11 protein-coding genes and 1 pseudogene are annotated in these 15384 nt (G+C 63.2%); 1 reads left to right on the forward strand and 11 read right to left on the reverse strand.

The window, feature by feature from the left end; genetic code table 11:
- Positions 1 to 86: 86 nt before the first annotated feature.
- From DQW91_RS00335 to DQW91_RS00350, 4 genes are all read right to left on the reverse strand, one after another.
- Positions 87 to 2480 (reverse strand): transketolase-like TK C-terminal-containing protein, encoded by a 2394-nt coding sequence (locus tag DQW91_RS00335; protein ID WP_112662370.1) that lies wholly within the window; start codon positions 2478 to 2480, stop codon positions 87 to 89.
- Between the two features lie 66 nt (positions 2481 to 2546).
- Positions 2547 to 3065: an isoprenylcysteine carboxyl methyltransferase family protein gene (locus DQW91_RS00340; protein WP_112661609.1), complete on the reverse strand. Its 519-nt coding sequence runs from the start codon at positions 3063 to 3065 to the stop codon at positions 2547 to 2549.
- Complete coding sequence (locus tag DQW91_RS00345) at positions 3065 to 4117, reverse strand: type III polyketide synthase (protein ID WP_112661610.1); 1053 nt, start codon at positions 4115 to 4117, stop codon at positions 3065 to 3067. Before DQW91_RS00345 ends, DQW91_RS00340 begins: the two co-directional genes overlap by 1 nt.
- Positions 4118 to 4179: 62 nt before the next feature.
- On the reverse strand, positions 4180 to 5904 hold the full coding sequence (locus DQW91_RS00350; protein ID WP_112661611.1) for an adenylate/guanylate cyclase domain-containing protein: 1725 nt from the start codon (positions 5902 to 5904) through the stop codon (positions 4180 to 4182).
- Between the two features lie 202 nt (positions 5905 to 6106).
- Here DQW91_RS00350 and DQW91_RS00355 point away from each other — a divergent pair, with 202 nt between their 5' ends.
- Positions 6107 to 6577, forward strand: coding sequence for an opioid growth factor receptor-related protein (locus DQW91_RS00355; RefSeq protein WP_112661612.1), 471 nt, complete (start codon positions 6107 to 6109; stop codon positions 6575 to 6577).
- A gap of 16 nt (positions 6578 to 6593) precedes the next feature.
- Here the strand turns inward: DQW91_RS00355 and DQW91_RS00360 are convergent, their stop codons facing one another.
- From DQW91_RS00360 to DQW91_RS00385, 7 genes and pseudogenes are all read right to left on the reverse strand, one after another.
- Positions 6594 to 7271: an AAA family ATPase gene (locus DQW91_RS00360; RefSeq protein WP_112661613.1), complete on the reverse strand. Its 678-nt coding sequence runs from the start codon at positions 7269 to 7271 to the stop codon at positions 6594 to 6596.
- Positions 7272 to 7373: 102 nt separating this feature from the next.
- A complete protein-coding gene (locus DQW91_RS00365; protein ID WP_112661614.1) occupies positions 7374 to 8114 on the reverse strand; it encodes an SDR family NAD(P)-dependent oxidoreductase in 741 nt (246 codons plus the stop codon).
- Between the two features lie 85 nt (positions 8115 to 8199).
- Positions 8200 to 9642, reverse strand: coding sequence for an aldehyde dehydrogenase family protein (locus tag DQW91_RS00370; RefSeq protein WP_112661615.1), 1443 nt, complete (start codon positions 9640 to 9642; stop codon positions 8200 to 8202).
- Positions 9639 to 10844 carry a fumarylacetoacetate hydrolase family protein gene (locus DQW91_RS00375; RefSeq protein ID WP_112661616.1) on the reverse strand — a complete coding sequence of 402 codons (1206 nt, stop codon included), beginning with the start codon at positions 10842 to 10844 and terminating at the stop codon, positions 9639 to 9641. Before DQW91_RS00375 ends, DQW91_RS00370 begins: the two co-directional genes overlap by 4 nt.
- Positions 10845 to 10969: 125 nt before the next feature.
- Positions 10970 to 11137 (reverse strand): annotated as a pseudogene (locus DQW91_RS16795) (plasmid stabilization protein); the annotation flags it as partial.
- Positions 11138 to 11199: 62 nt separating this feature from the next.
- A complete protein-coding gene (ppc, locus tag DQW91_RS00380; protein ID WP_198411736.1) occupies positions 11200 to 13968 on the reverse strand; it encodes a phosphoenolpyruvate carboxylase in 2769 nt (922 codons plus the stop codon).
- 93 nt (positions 13969 to 14061) lie between these two features.
- A complete protein-coding gene (locus DQW91_RS00385) occupies positions 14062 to 15375 on the reverse strand; it encodes an Hsp70 family protein (protein ID WP_112661617.1) in 1314 nt (437 codons plus the stop codon).
- Positions 15376 to 15384 lie beyond the last annotated feature (9 nt).

The raw sequence follows: 15384 nt of genomic DNA on the forward strand, positions 1-15384 counted from the left end.
TGCCCGCCCTTCCCTACCCGCGACATTACCGCGCCAGATCATCAAGCTCTAGAGAGGGAGGGGCCCCGCGCCGCAAATCTTTCCTTCTAGCCAAGCGCCCGCAAATGCCGGATCGGCCGTCCCGGTGCGATCATCTCGGCGGCGGCGATGATGCCTTGCGCGTCGATGCCGAAATGGCGGTAGAGATCCTGCACCGTGCCCGTCTGGCCGAAATGCTCGACGCCCAAAGAGCGTGTACGATGCCCCATGACGGAGCCGAGCCAGGCGAGGGTTGCCGGGTGCCCGTCGATCACGGTCACGAGACCGCAATGTTGCGGCACGTCGGCGAGAAGTCGTTCGATGTGGGAACGCGCATGCACGAGCCCGCGTTCACGGGCGCGCTGGGCCGCTGTCCAGCCCGCATTGAGCCGGTCGGCGGAGGTGATGGCGAGAAGCCCGACATCGCGGCGATCCTCCGCCATCAGGCCAACGGCCTTGATCGCCTCCGGCGCGACAACGCCTGTATAGGCGATGACGACTTGCGCGTTCGGGCCGGGCTTTCGCATCCAATATGCACCGTCCACGATTTCTTCCGCGAGGTCCGGCGTCATGGTCCGTTGCGGCTGCTCCAGCGCAAGCGTTGACAAACGCAGGTAAACCGAGCCGCCGGTCTCATCGCGTAGCCAGGAACGCTCGTTCGGCTGCCCTTCGCCATCCCGCTGCAGATAATCGAACGCCCAGCGCAGGATCACCGACAATTCATCGACGAAGGCAGGCTCGAAACTCGCCAATCCGTCCTGCGCAAGACCGATCAAAGGCGTGCCGATGGATTGGTGCGCGCCGCCCTCCGGCGAGAGCGTGACGCCTGAGGGCGTTGCCGCGACGATGAAGCGGGCGTCCTGATAGCAGGCATAGTTCAACGCATCGAGGCCGCGCGCGATGAAGGGATCATAGAGCGTGCCGATCGGCAAAATTCGCTCCCCGAACAGAGAATGCGAGAGGCCGAGAGCGGAGAGCAGGATGAACAGGTTCATCTCCGCAATGCCGAGTTCGATATGCTGCCCCTTCGGCCCGAAATCCCAGGTGAAGGTGGAGGGAATGCGCTCCGACTTGAAGAGGTCCTTCATCTCATTGCGCGCGAACAGGCCGCGCCGGTTCACCCACGCTCCGAGATTGGTGGAGACCGTCACATCGGGGGCCGTCGTGACGATGCGGTCCGCAAGCGGCGTATCCGACCGGGCAAGCTCATGGAGAATGAGCCCGAATCCCTGCTGCGTGGACATGGACGGCTGCGCCGGCGTCGTCAGCGTTTCGGGAACGGGAACGCGCGGGGCGCTGTGCCGCCGCGCGCCCTTGGCGTTGAACGGCACCGAGGCGAGGAAGCGTTCGAGATCCTGCGCCGGCACATCGAGACCTTCGAACTTGTCCCACTCATGCCCCGCACGAACCTTGCAGGTCTTGCGGAACCCTTCCATCTGCGCAGGGGTCAAAAGGCCTGCGTGATTGTCCTTGTGGCCCGCGAGCGGCAAACCAGAACCTTTGATGGTGTAGGCGATGAAAACCGTCGGCCTGTCATGATCGATGGATTCGAACGCCTTGAGCAACGTCGGCAGATCATGGCCGCCGAGGTTTCCCATGAGCCGCGCCAGCTCTTCATCGGAACGCTTTTCGATGAGCTGCGTCACCGCGCCCTGATCGCCGAGATCGTCGAGCAGGCGCTTGCGCCAGGCCGCGCCGCCCTGGAACGTCAGCGCGGAATAGAGCTGGTTCGGACAACTGTCGATCCACGCGCGGAGCTTGTCGCCGCCGGGTTCGCGGAACGCTTCTTCCATCAGCGAACCATGCTTGAGCACCACCACGTCCCAGCCGAAGGAACGGAACAGCGCCTCAAAGCGAGAATAGAGCCCCTCGCGCACCACGGCGTCGAGGCTCTGGCGGTTGTAGTCGATGATCCACCAGGTGTTGCGAAGGCCCTGCTTCCAGCCCTCCAGCAACGCTTCGAAGATGTTGCCCTCGTCCATCTCCGCATCGCCGACGAGCGCGATCATGCGCCCTTCGCGTCGGCCTTTCGCCCAGTCATGCGCCTTCACGTAGTCCTGCACGAGGCTGGAGAAGAGTGTCTGCGCCACACCGAGGCCCACGGAGCCCGTCGAGAAATCGACGTCGTCCACGTCCTTGGTGCGGGAGGGATAGGATTGCGCGCCCTTATAACCGCGGAAGTTCTCCAACTTCTCTCGTGTCTGGTTGCCCAGAAGATACTGGATCGCGTGGAAAACGGGGCTCGCATGCGGCTTCACCGCCACGCGATCCTCCGGCTTCAGAACGGCAAGGTAGAGCGCCGTCATGATGGTCGAGAGAGAGGCGGACGAGGCCTGGTGCCCGCCGATTTTCAACCCGTCCTCATGGGCGCGCAGATGGTTCGCATTATGGATCGTCCAGCTCGACAGCCAGAGAATCTTGCGTTCAAGAGCGGCCAGAAAAGGCAGGCGGGCATCGGCCATCTTCATTCCTCCAGAGCCCTGTTCGATGCCGGCATGTCTTGCGGTGCCTTTGCCATCGAACCGGCGTTAGCGTTCGGGCGGGGATATTGGTCCCTCAATGGTTCGTCTGGCAAGCGCCTCGTTCTCCGCCCTTATGCGGATTGTGAGAATACCGAAATTAAGAAGGGAGAAGACAAGAGCGAACCACGGCAGCCCGAATGCGAGCGGCAGCACCGCTATCTCACCAATGACAACGACGTAGTTCGGGTGCGCGATCCAGCGGTAAGGCCCCTTTTGCGCCAGCTCCTCATGGGGCACGACGATGATCCGTGTTGTCCAGCGCCCGCGCAGGGTCAGGAGAACCCAAGCCCGCAGAGCCTGCAGGAGCGCAAAGACCATCAGCCACGCAAGGTTCACGGGCCGGTTCCAGGCGAGAAGCCACAATCCGCCAAGCCAGGCCGCGTGGAGAGCAACGATCAGCGGATAATGCTCCGGCGCGGCCTCGACCGCACCGTTTGCCAGAAGACGCTGCGTGTTGCGGCGCGCAAGCAACAATTCGCCAAGACGTTCGAACGTGACAAAACCGAGAATCGCGACGGAGAGCATCACGCCGCTTTCTTCAAGGAGACACAGCTCGCCGTGAAGCCCGGCCCCAGCGCGCTGAGCAAGGAGCGGCGCGGTAATCCCGTCGCGATAGCGCGCGCCAGCACGAACAGCACAGTCGGCGCGGACATGTTGCCGTATTCGGAAAGAACCTGCCGCTCATGATCGAGCGAGCCCTGATCGAGCGACAGAGCCCTCTCGAGGGCCACGATCACTTTCTTTCCGCCCGGGTGACAGATGTAACGATCCACGTCCGACGGCGTCAGGCCCGCGCGCGCCAGAATGCCTGCGATGGCAGGACCCATATGCATCTCGGCGAAAGGCGGAATCGCGCGGGCGAAGATGACGCCGAACCCTTGCGGGTCGACATTCCATCCCATGATATCGAGCGTATCCGGCCATGTATGTTCGCCCGACGCTTCGATCTCGGCGATCCCCTCCTCGCTCGTTCGCAGGATGCAGGCGGCTGCGCCATCGCCGAACAATGCCGTCGCGACGATGTTTGCCTTCGTCAGTTCATCGAGCCGGAAGGACAGCGTGCAGAGTTCGACCGCGACGAAAAGAACATTCGTGCCGGGCCTTGCCTGCGCGAGCCTCGCGGCGATCGCGAGACCGGTGACGCCGCCGGCGCAGCCGAGCCCGAAAACCGGCACGCGATGCACATCGTCGCGAAATCCCATGATGCCGAAAGCACGCGCCTCAAGGCTCGGCGTTGCGATGCCCGTCGAGGAAACGGTGACGATCGTATCGATGTCGTGGGCATCGAGGCCTGCGTCCTGCAAGGCACTTCGCGCGGCATCGACAAACAGCTTCAAAGCGCCTTCGAGATAGGCCGCCGTTCGCTCGGGCCAGCCATGTGCCTCGAAGAACCATTCGAGTGGGCGCACCGCATGACGCTTGTGGATGCCTGCGGTGTCGAACACAGGCGAGAGCCGATTGAAGTCGCCGTAGCGGCCAGAAAAGATCTCATTCGCGGCCGCGGCCACGTCGCGCTGCAACAGCACATGCTCCGGCACGGCGGTGGCGATGGATATGAGTTTTGCAGATGGACCCACGGCGCTCCTCCTGATGGAGATCGCCTTTCATCCGTCGTAATGTCGAAGCGGATCTCCCGGCCTCAGGATGTAGGGCGCTCATCGCCGGACGGAACGACCGGATTGTCACGTTTGAGGCTCTCTCCGTCCGCTACGATCCAGGCATCGATGGGCGCGGCGCGCCCCCTGACGGTCACGGTCTGCTGCTCGTAGCCGGAAAGATCGAGACCGGCCCGTTTTGCTAGCACGGACGAAATGACCAGCGGCGCATTGCGCTCCTTGGCCAAGCCCTCGAGCCGGCTCGCCGCGTTGATGGTGTCGCCCACAGCGGTCAGCCCCATGGCGTGGCCGTATCCCATTTCGCCGACGACGGCGGGGCCGGCATGAAGGCTGACCACGACCTGCAGCGGCTGCTCCAGCTCGCTCGCATAGGCTTCGCTCAGGCTTTTGACGCCATCGATGATCCGTAACGCTGCTGTGAAGGCCTGCCGCGCGGCCTCCTCAGAAGTGGTCTCGAGGCCGAAGAGGGCGAGCGCCCCATCGCCGATGAACTTGTCGAGATAGCCGCCGGCATCCTCGATCGCGTGGCCGACCACATCGAAATAGCGATTGAGAATGAACACCGTGTCGAAAGGAAGCCGCCGCTCGGACAAACGCGTGAACCCGCGCAGGTCGCAGAACAGAACCGCAAGCTCACGCTCCCGTCCGCGCCCCGCCATGCGGTTGCCGCCCGCAGGCGCAACAAGGCCGATGCGGCTGGCGGACAGAACCGGCACAACGGAAAGATCCTGAACGGGCCGCAATTGGCACGCGAGGCGCACGTCCCCCCCGGCCTTGATCCTTGCAAGCGTCGCGCGCTCCTGCTGGGTCGGCTCAGGCTGGTCCGCGAGTCCTTCGATCACGCGGACACGGCAGGTCGAACATCGCCCGCGCCCGCCGCAGGCCGACAGATGCGGAATGCCCGCGAGGCGGCTCGCCTCCAGAACGCTGAACCCGCGCGGCACCATGACCACATGTCCGCCCGGATAGGTGATGCGTACGCGGTTGGAGAGATTGACATAAGCGCGAACGCCCCGCGCGGCGAAAACGGCTCCAATCAACCCGGCGAAGGTGGCGTAGAGAATTGTCCGGATATCCGACAGAAGACCCTCGCTGGATAGCGCTCCCGCCGTGTAGCTGTACCGCTCCGGATCATCCGCGATCGCCTTACCGGCCTCCGCAAAGCCCAGAAGCCCAAGCATCGGGACGAGAAGCGCCACGGTGAAGAGATATGGGGCGGCTTGAGGAAACCAGCTTCTCGCGCGAAGCCAGAAATAGATTCCAAAACATCCATGCACCCACGCGACGACCAGCGCGACAGCCTGCTTGACGCCATTCTCCGGCGCGAGGAGCCACAGGTTGCGAACCACATCGGGATAGCCGAGTTCGCGTCCGGTGAGCGAAAACTCAACGCGCGTGCCGACCACATGCGCAACAAGGAGGAATGGAAGCGAGAGGCCGAGCACAAGCTGTGCCGCCTCCTTGAAGGGCATCCTCAGGGTGCGCCGCCGGTAAAGGGCCTGAAGCGCAAGCGCAAAATGTAATGTCAGCGCCCCATAAAGCAGCACGGTGCCGATGGGGTTGCGCCACAAAAGGCTGAACCACTGTCGCCCGCCCTCCATCGCCTCAACGGAAATCAGGCCGAGCGCATGGTTGGAGAAATGCGTCAGGAGGAAGAAGCCGAGGACGAGGCCGCTCGCCAGCCGCGCCTCGCGGGCACGAACGGCACTCTCCGCTTCGCGGGCGGTTTCAGGACGGAATGTGCTCATGTGAGGCGGGCCACAGCGATAGCAGAACTCCGCTCGATGTTGTCAGACTGGCCTCGATAGCTTTGATTCACGCGATTCTCCGTCCCGTAAAGGTTCTAGGCCATCCCGGAGATCAGAAAAGTCACGATTGCGTTTTACCAAAGGACGAGCAGGCCCTTTTGAAGAAAAGGCCTTCGCCTAAATGCGGGATGGGAGGTTCGCCATGCAGGACACGAAACCAAGCCCGCTTCATGCCTATCTCGCCGGGTTGGGAACCGACGACAGCAGTCGGACGCTCGATGATGCTCTGGCGTTTTCGGACGACGCGCTCGAATACGTCCACGACTATATTCAGTGGCTCTTCCCACTGCCGACCCGAAGCATGGCGCAGCCCGGTGCGCCGATCCTGACCCCGCAGGACATCGCCCAGATCAGGACTGACGAACGGGCGCTCGCCAACCTGCAAAGGGCAAGCCAACGCATGCGGGAATTTTATGAGCGCACTGACGGGTGGCTGACATTCAACGATCACAACCACCTTCGCATCACGCGCATTTTGCGCAGCCTCAAGCTCCTTGTCGGGCCAGAGGTGGCGAACGATTTTTACGCCTTCATCGCGAAGCGCCATGAAAACGCGAACGCCCCGGTCAATCCGCGCAACGTGCGCTATTGGACCGAGGCGTTGGCAGAGTGATCGGGACGGGCGGCTTTTAAGCTGCCGCGCGGCCTCCACGGGAATTCTTGTAGGCGCCGTTGATCGCCTTCACGGAACGCTCGATGGCCTTCCAGAGGTTGGAGATTTCCTCGGCTGCGGCCGACTCGGCGTCGAACTCGTTCGAAGCCTCGCCATAAGCGAGCGCCAGGGAAAGCTCGGCCCGGTTGGTGATCTGGCCGGACCAGACCGGCACGCGCAGCTGGCTCAAGGCCCCGCGCGCATCGGCGACGACAGCCGATTCCGCGTCATTGCGCTTGGCCGGAGCCGCGTTGAGGATCACCGCATAGGGTTTGCGCTGCTCGCGGGAGATGGCGATCGTGTCCTGCACGGCGGCGAGATCGAAAACGCTCGGGCGGCTGGGGATGACGACCATGGTCGCGCTGCCGATAGCTTCGACGATGGCGGACGACTTGGTGGGCGGCGTGTCGATGAAGACCCACTCATAGCCCTCGCGCTTGGCGGCCTTGACCGCCTCGGCGATGCCCCGGACACCCTTCTTGATGGAAGGGTTCTCTTCGCCGCGGATCTGGTGCCAGAGGGTCAGGGACCCTTGCGGATCGGCATCGATCAGGAGCGTCGGAGAATTAGACTTGGCAGCATGAGCCGCGAGATGCGCCGTGAGCGTACTCTTGCCCGAGCCACCCTTGCGCGAAGCGAAGACCAATACGTTCATGCTTGCTCCCGATCGTTTCTTTGGAACCCTCGTTTCCAGAGGATTAACCTTTCCTTAATAACCGGTCGCCTTGCAATGGTATACAGGCCGAGCGCGGCCAACTCACCACGGAGTCCTGTGGAAAATGGCGTTGGGGAGGGCTCTCGCGACCAGCAGGATGGCCCGCCAGAACCTAGGCGTGTAAAGGGTTTCCCGGTTTCTATCGATGGCCGAGACGATGGAAGGGGCCACCTGCTCGGGAGTTGCCCATAGGGCACCTGCCTGCGGCAAATGGGCCGTCATGCGGGTGGAAACGAAGCCGGGCCGGATATCGAGCACCCGGACTCTCGAGCGGTGAAGCCGGTGCCGCAGCCCTTCGAGGAAGCGCTGCAGCCCGCCTTTAGCCGCCCCATAGGCATAATTGCTGCGCCGCCCCCTGTCCCCCGCAACCGAGGTGATGACCGCGATCATCCCGGCCTTTTGAGCCTCGAAGCGGGAGGCAAGCATATTCGCAAGCACGGCAGGGCTGGTGAAATTGAGAAGGATCGCCTCCTCGAGGGCGGCGGGCTCCTTCTCGGTTTCTTCCTGCCGGGGGAGAAAGCCATAGGCAACAAAGGCGGTATCGAGCCCGCCAAAGGCGTTCCAGGCCTGGGAAACGGCGCTTTCGAGCGAGGAGAGATCCGCGAAATCGGCCCGGGTCGTCTCGACCTGCGCTCCCTTGGCGGCAAGCTCCCGGGCGAGGCGGTCCAAGGCTTCGGCGTCCCGGGCCAGCAGGACGAGGCGTTCCCCCCGCTTTGCCCAAAGCCGCGCGGTAGCCGCCGCGATGCCCGATGTTGCCCCAAAGATCGCGATGCGCCTTGCCATGATGCCTCCTGAGGACACTCTAGAGCCCGGCCATCTCCCTTTGGAACATGGCCGGGACCCTTTTCCCCGGGATCGCGATCCGGCTTTAGGCTCCGTCGAAGGAATAGGCCGTCTTGACGGTTGTGTAGAACTCCTCCGCGTAGCGCCCCTGCTCGCGGGGGCCGTAGGACGAGCCTTTGCGGCCGCCGAACGGCACGTGGTAATCGACGCCCGCCGTCGGCAGGTTCACCATCACCATGCCCGCCTCGGAATTGCGTTTGAAATGCGAGGCGTATTTCAGGCTCGTCGTGCAGATGCCCGCCGAGAGGCCGAACGGCGTGTCGTTAGCGGCGCTGAGCGCCTCATCATAAGACTTGACCCGCGTGACCGTGGCGACGGGCCCGAAAATCTCCTCCCGCGCGATGCGCATGCCATTGTCCACGTCCGTGAACAGCGCCGGCGACAGGTAGAAGCCCGGGGTGGCGCGGTTCAAAAGCTCGCCGCCGAAGGCGAGCTTCGCACCTTCCTCGCGGCCGAGGCGTACATAAGAAAGATCCTGATCGAGCTGGCTCTGATCCACCACCGGGCCGATATGGGTGCCGGCCTTGAGCGCGTCATCGACCACAAGCCCCTTCAGGCGCTCGGTCACCGCATCGACAAAACGGTCATGGATGCCATCCGTCACGATGAGGCGCGAGGATGCCGTGCAGCGCTGGCCGGTGGAGAAGAACGCGCCGTTGACGGCGCATTCCACGGCCACTTTCATGTCGGCATCGTCGAGCACGACCATCGGGTTCTTGCCGCCCATTTCGAGCTGCATCTTCTTCATCGGGTTGGATTCGATGCAGGCCTGCGCCACCTTGCGCCCGGTCGCGACCGAACCAGTGAACGAGATCGCGGCAATCTTCGGGCTCTTCAGCAAAGCCTCACCGACTACAGAACCCTTGCCCATGACGAGGTTGAACACGCCCGCAGGCACGCCCGCGCGGGCGATGATCTCGGCCAGCGCGTGGGCCGAACCCGGCACCAGTTCCGCCGGTTTGAACACCACGCAATTGCCATAGGCCAAGGCGGGCGCGATCTTCCACGCCGGAATCGCGATGGGAAAGTTCCAGGGCGTGATCAAACCCACCACACCGATGGGCTCGCGGGTGATCTCCACATCCACGTTCGGGCGAACCGAGGCCAGCTTGTCTCCGGCAAGGCGCAAGGTTTCGCCGGCGAAGAACTGGAAGATCTGCCCGGCGCGGGTCACCTCGCCGATACCCTCCGGCAGAGTCTTGCCTTCCTCACGCGAGAGGAGGTGGCCGAGCTCGTCCTTGCGGGCGATGATTTCGTCGCCGATCTTCTTCAGGATGTCGTGGCGCTGCTGAATGCCGGAGCGCGACCAGGCCGGGAACGCATCATAGGCTGCGGCGATGGCGGCCTCCGCCTCACCCACGCTCGCCCGCGCGAAATCGCCCACCACGTCGTTGGTGTTCGAAGGATTGATGTTCGCCGCGCCCGCAGCACTCGCGACCCATTCGCCCGCGATGTAATTCCTGTTCATTTCACACCCTTTACAATCGTCTTGAGAAGACCCCGCTCGGCGAGGTTGGCCATGAACGCCCCGAGCCCGAAGGTCCAGCGTTCGCAATCGGCGCTCGTCCGCATCCTGTTCACCAGTGCCCCGAGCTTCGGGGCGGCGATGGTGACGATGTCTCCGACCTTGTGCGTGAAGCCCATGCCGGGCTCGTCGCGATCCTGCGTCGGTGCGAACATGGTGCCGAGGAAGAGCACGAGGCCGTCCGGATATTGATGGTTGGCGTTGACGGTCTGCGCGACAAGATCCTCCGGATCGCGGCTGATCCTGGTGATCGACGACGATCCTTCGAGGACAAAGCCATCCTCGCCTTCGACGGTCAGCGTCACGTTCATCCGGCGCACATCGTCGAGCGAAAACGTTTCATCGAAGAAGCGAATGAAGGGACCGATGGCGCAGGATGCGTTGTTGTCCTTGGCCTTCGACAACAACAGCGCGGAGCGCCCTTCGAAATCGCGCAGGTTCACATCGTTTCCGAGCGCCGCGCCGACGATCTCGCCAGAGCCGGTAACCACCACCACGACTTCCGGTTCCGGATTATTCCAAGTGGATTTGGGGTGGAACCCCGCATCCATGAACGCGCCGACGGCGGATAATGTAGGGGCCTTGGTAAAGACCTCCGCATCGGGTCCGATGCCGACTTCGAGGTACTGGCTCCACGCGCCCTGCGCCATCAGCACGTCCTTGAGGCGCATGGCTTCCGCCGAGCCGGGCTTCAGGCGGCTCAGATCGTCGCCGACGAGCTTCGTCACCTCGGCGCGGATGGCGGCGGCGGCGGTGGCGTCGCCCCGCGCACGCTCCTCGATCACGCGCTCCAGCATGGAAACCGCGAAGGTGACGCCCGCCGCCTTGATGACCTGAAGATCCACCGGCGCAATGAGCCACGGCTTCGAGGGATTGCGGCGGTCGGGATCGGCGTTCGCGAGTACATCCTCGAAGGATCCGAGCAGTTCTCCTTCAGCGGTTTTGATCAGTTCCACCCGGTCGTCGCGGGCCGCGAGCGCGCTCATCGTGGCGACCGTTGCCGAGATGTCGAAGACACCTTCGGCGCGGATCGCCACCACGGAAGGGCCTGTTCCCGGACGCCATACACGCCCGGCCAGGGCGCCCTGCGTTCCATCCACCGGCAGAACGGCGGCGCGCCGCCTTTGTGAAGAAAGGTGATCCATTCGCTTTGTTTCCGTCCCGATCGGCAGCCCGGCGCCTGTTGTCGCTCTTATGAATACGGCATTGGTATAGCCGTTCGCCGGCCTCTGGAACAGGAAAGAAATCAAAAAGCGCGGTGTTACTTGGCCCGCCCCGAGCCGCCTTTCTTACCCCCGCCGCTTTCCTTGTTCACGGTCGCCCAGGCCCGGCGCTCGGCTTCCCGCTCCGAAACACCACGGCTTTCGTAGGATTCCTCGATATGCTCGGCCTGACGCTTCTGCTTGTCCGTATAACTCGACTTGTCACCGCGCGGCATGTGCTGTCTCCCGCTGTTGAGAAGATTGATGGCCCAACCGCCGCGGGACAGGTCGGTTCCCGTCAGCCGCTGTTGCGCAAGCCCGCAGCGACGCCGTTGATCGTCAGGTGAATACCCTGCACCACACGCTCATCCGCATCGCCGCCGCGATGGCGCTTCAGAAGCTCGATCTGCAGATGATTCAACGGGTCGAGATAGGGAAAGCGATTGCGGATGGAGCGGGCCAGAAGCGGGTTTCGGTCGAGCAAGGCAGTCTGCTCCGTGATGGCGAGCAAATGCCCGATCGTTTCTTCCCACTCTTTGCGGATGCGCGGGAAGATTGCCTCGCGCAGCGCAGCATCCTCGACGAGCATCGCATAGCGAGAGGCGATGGCGATGTTGCTCTTGGCGAGCACCATGTCCATGTTGGACAGGAGTGCCTGGAAGAACGGCCATTCGCGATTCATTTCCTGCAACAGAGCCATGCCGTTTTCGGGATGCGCGGCGAGATAGGCCTTCACCGCTGAGCCGAAGCCGAGCCAGCCCGGCAGCATCAGGCGGCACTGCGCCCAGCCGAACACCCACGGGATAGCGCGCAAGTCCTCGATGCGGCGTGAGTTGGTGCGCGAGGCCGGGCGGCTACCGATGTTGAGATTGGCGATTTCGCCGATCACCGTCGATTCCCAGAAATAGCGCTCGAAGCCCTCCGTTTCGTAGACGAGATCGCGATAGGCCTTGTAGGCGCTGGCGGAAAGCTCCTCCATCGCTGCGAGATATTCCGCGCGCGGCGCGGGCTGCCCCGTGTGAAGGAGGGACGCCTCCATCGTCGCTGCCGCGAGAATTTCGAGGTTGCGGCGGCCGAGATCCGGGTTCGAATACTTGCCCGCGATCACCTCGCCCTGTTCGGTAATGCGGATCGCGCCCTGCACGGCCCCACCCGGTTGCGCGAGAATGGCCTGATAGCTCGGCCCGCCGCCGCGGCCCACGGAGCCGCCGCGTCCATGAAACAAGCGCAGCGCCACGCCGTGACGCTTGAATGTTTCGATGAGTTCGATCTCGGCCTTGTAGAGTTCCCAACCGGAGGTGAGAAAGCCGCCATCCTTGTTGCTGTCGGAATAGCCGAGCATCACTTCCTGCACCTGCCCACGGCTCTGCAAAAGCCGCATGTAGTCGGGAAGGCCGAACAGGGCATCCATGACGCCGCTGCAGTCCTGCAAATCGGAGATCGTCTCAAAGAGCGGGATGATGTCGACATCCATCTCGCCCTCGCGCGGGCGCAGGAGACCCGCTTCCTTCAAGAGCAACGCCACTTCCAGAACATCAGAAGGATCGCTCGCCTTGGAGATCACGTAATTCGGCACCGCCATCTTGCCATAACGCCGATGCGCCTCAGCGGCTTCGCGCGCGATGGCGAGTTCAGACGCTGTCTCCGCCGAATATTCGAGATAGGGCGATGTGAGAAGACGCGGCGTGCGCAGCTCTTCCAGCAGCAACGCGACGCGTTCATCCTCGCCAAGCGCCTTGTAATCCGTACCGGGGTTTGTCTTCTCGAACATTTCGGCGACGACGCGCTCATGCACGTCGGAATTCTGGCGCAGGTCGATGCTGGCGAGATGGAAGCCGAACACATCGAGGGCGCGACGCAATTTGCGCAGACGTCCGCGCGCGAGAGCCGCCGAGCCATTGGCGATAAGCGAACGGTGAATGATAGCGAGATCGTCGGCGAATTCCTGCGCGTTCACATAAGCCGGCGCGTCACCGACCGGATGGTGCACCATGCCGTCATAGCCAAGCGCGGCGGCTGTCGTCGCAAGGCGCGCGTAGATGCCGGTGATAGCGCGGCGGTATGGCTCATCCTGCCGATGCGGCGAGGTGTCCGGCGAAACCTTGGCGAGATCCTGCACTTGCTCGGAGACGGCGACATAGCGCCCATCAAGGGAAAGTTCGCCGCCAAGGAGATGCAGCTCTTCGAGATAGAAGCCGATGGCGCGCTGGCCCTGCAGCAGCAAGGCCTGTCGCAAAGTCTCAGCGGTCACGAAGGGGTTCCCGTCCCTGTCGCCGCCGATCCAACTTCCCATGCGCAGGAAGGAGGGAAGCTCCACCTGCTCCCAGGCGGAATCCATGCCCGCCAGGCGATCCTCGAGAGAGGCATAAAGGCGCGGAAGCTGATGGAGAAACGTGTAGTCGTAATAAGCGAGGCCGTTCATGACCTCGTCGATCACCTTCAAGCGCGTGCGGCGCAGGATGCTCGTCTGCCAGAGGGTGAGGATCGCGCGCCGCAACGCCTCTTCGCTCGCGGCCTCCTCTTCCGGAATCAGATGCTGCCGGTCGCGCTTGGTGAGAATTTGCGCCACCTCCATTTCGCGGTCGATGGTGCTTTTGCGGCGCACCTCCGTCGGATGGGCGGTGAGAACCGGGCTCACGAGCGCGGTCTCGAAGAACTTCTGCAATGCCTCCTGAGGCACCTTGGCTGCGCGCACTAGCTCAAGGGCTCGTGCCAGCGTTCCCTCGCGCGGCGCGGAGGCCGCCATCGCATGGGCGCGCGAGCGGCGCACATGGTGCAGATCCTCCGCGATATTGGCGAGGTGGGAGAAATAGCTGTAGGCCCGGATGATCTGGTTGCTGCGATCCCGCGAGAGGCTGTCCAGCGTGTTCTCCAGCTCCTGCCGGGCAGTCTGATCCTCATTGCGATGGAAGCGGATCGACGTCTGCCGGATGCGCTCGACGATGTCGAAGACGGCCTCGCCTTCCTGGTTGCGGATCGTATCGCCGAGAATGCGGCCCAAAAGGCGAATATCGTCGCGCAGCGGCAGGTCCTTGGCGGGGATCTCGGAGGTCTGGATCACGGACACGGGGCTCGGGCCTTGCTTTCAAGAACAATGTCGGCGGACGAATAAAGCTCCTGTGCGCCGTCTCCGCAAGCCCGATGTTGCAGCGCAGCATCCCTACTGTATCGCCCACCGCCCCGGATCGTCCGTCTGGCCGATCAGGGCAAGGCCATAGGCGATGGATTCGAACTGGTCAGCGGAGGTCAGCTTCTTCTCCCCGAAGCGATCGAGGAACAGGCGGCGGATGGCCGGAACGAAGGAGGTTCCCCCGGTGAGGAAGACCCGCTCGACCTCGTTCGCGCTCACCCCGGCCTCGGCAAGGGCGCGGTCCACCGTCTCGGCGATGCGCGCGACATCCGGGGCGATCCAGCTCTCGAAATCGTTGCGGGTGATCTGCGCTTCGATATCGACGCCGCCGTTCTTGAAGCTGAACAGCGTCTCGCTCTCTTTCGAAAGAGCCACCTTCGCGTTGGAGACGGCGCGGTAAAGGGCAAAGCCGAGATCGTACTCGATAATGTCGATGAACTGTTCGAGCGGACCCGGATCGACAGCGACCTTGGCAAGCTCGCGCAGCTCCTTCAGGTCCCCACTGCCCTTCATCATCGCAAGCTGGTTCCAGCGTGCGAAGTTCGCATAGTAGTGGTTGGGAATGGCGAGCACCTTGCCCAGGGAGCGATAGTTGCCGCCCTTACCGAGGCGGGGCGACACCACATGATCGACGATGCGGTAATCGAAAGCATCGCCCGCGATACCAATGCCTGTATGGCTCAAGGGCTCCGCCCGCAGCGCGCCACCCCCGCGCGCAAAGCGCATCACCGAGAAGTCGCTGGTGCCGCCGCCAAAATCGGCCACAAGCACAGTGGCATCGTGATCGAGCTGGCGCGCATAGAAGAAAGCGGCTCCGACCGGTTCATAGACGTAGCGCGCATGCTCCGCGCCGAGCTTGCCGAACGCGGAGCGATAGCGCGTCATGGCGAGCTCATCGTCCGGCCGCGAGCCCGCGAACTGTACCGGACGCCCTATCACCACGTTGCGCGTTTTCAGGTCGAAGGCAGCGCCCGCATGTCGCTGCAGGGTGCGCAGGAAGGCGCTCAACAGATCCTCGAAGCGGTAGCGCTCGCGAAAGATCCGCGTTTCCTGAAAGGTCGCGCTCGCGGCGAAGGTCTTGAAGGATTGGATGAAACGGTGCGCCGTCAATCCGTCGAGAAACTGCTCGATGGCCCAGGGACCGCCCTCGACTTCCGTGCGCACCCCGTTGCCGTGGCGCTCGTCCCAGAAGCACAGGGCGGTGACATAGACGTTCAGCACCGAGCCCTGATGATCGAAGGTGATGGCCTCGACCTTGCCCTCCCCGTTCGCGATGGCGACCACCGTGTTGCTGGTGCCGAAATCGACTCCGATGGAAATCTCGTTGGCGGCGGCAATCGACATGGCAATCTC

Origin of the sequence: Microvirga flavescens, assembly GCF_003290125.1 — a bacterium.
GTDB classification, from domain to species: domain Bacteria; phylum Pseudomonadota; class Alphaproteobacteria; order Rhizobiales; family Beijerinckiaceae; genus Microvirga; species Microvirga flavescens.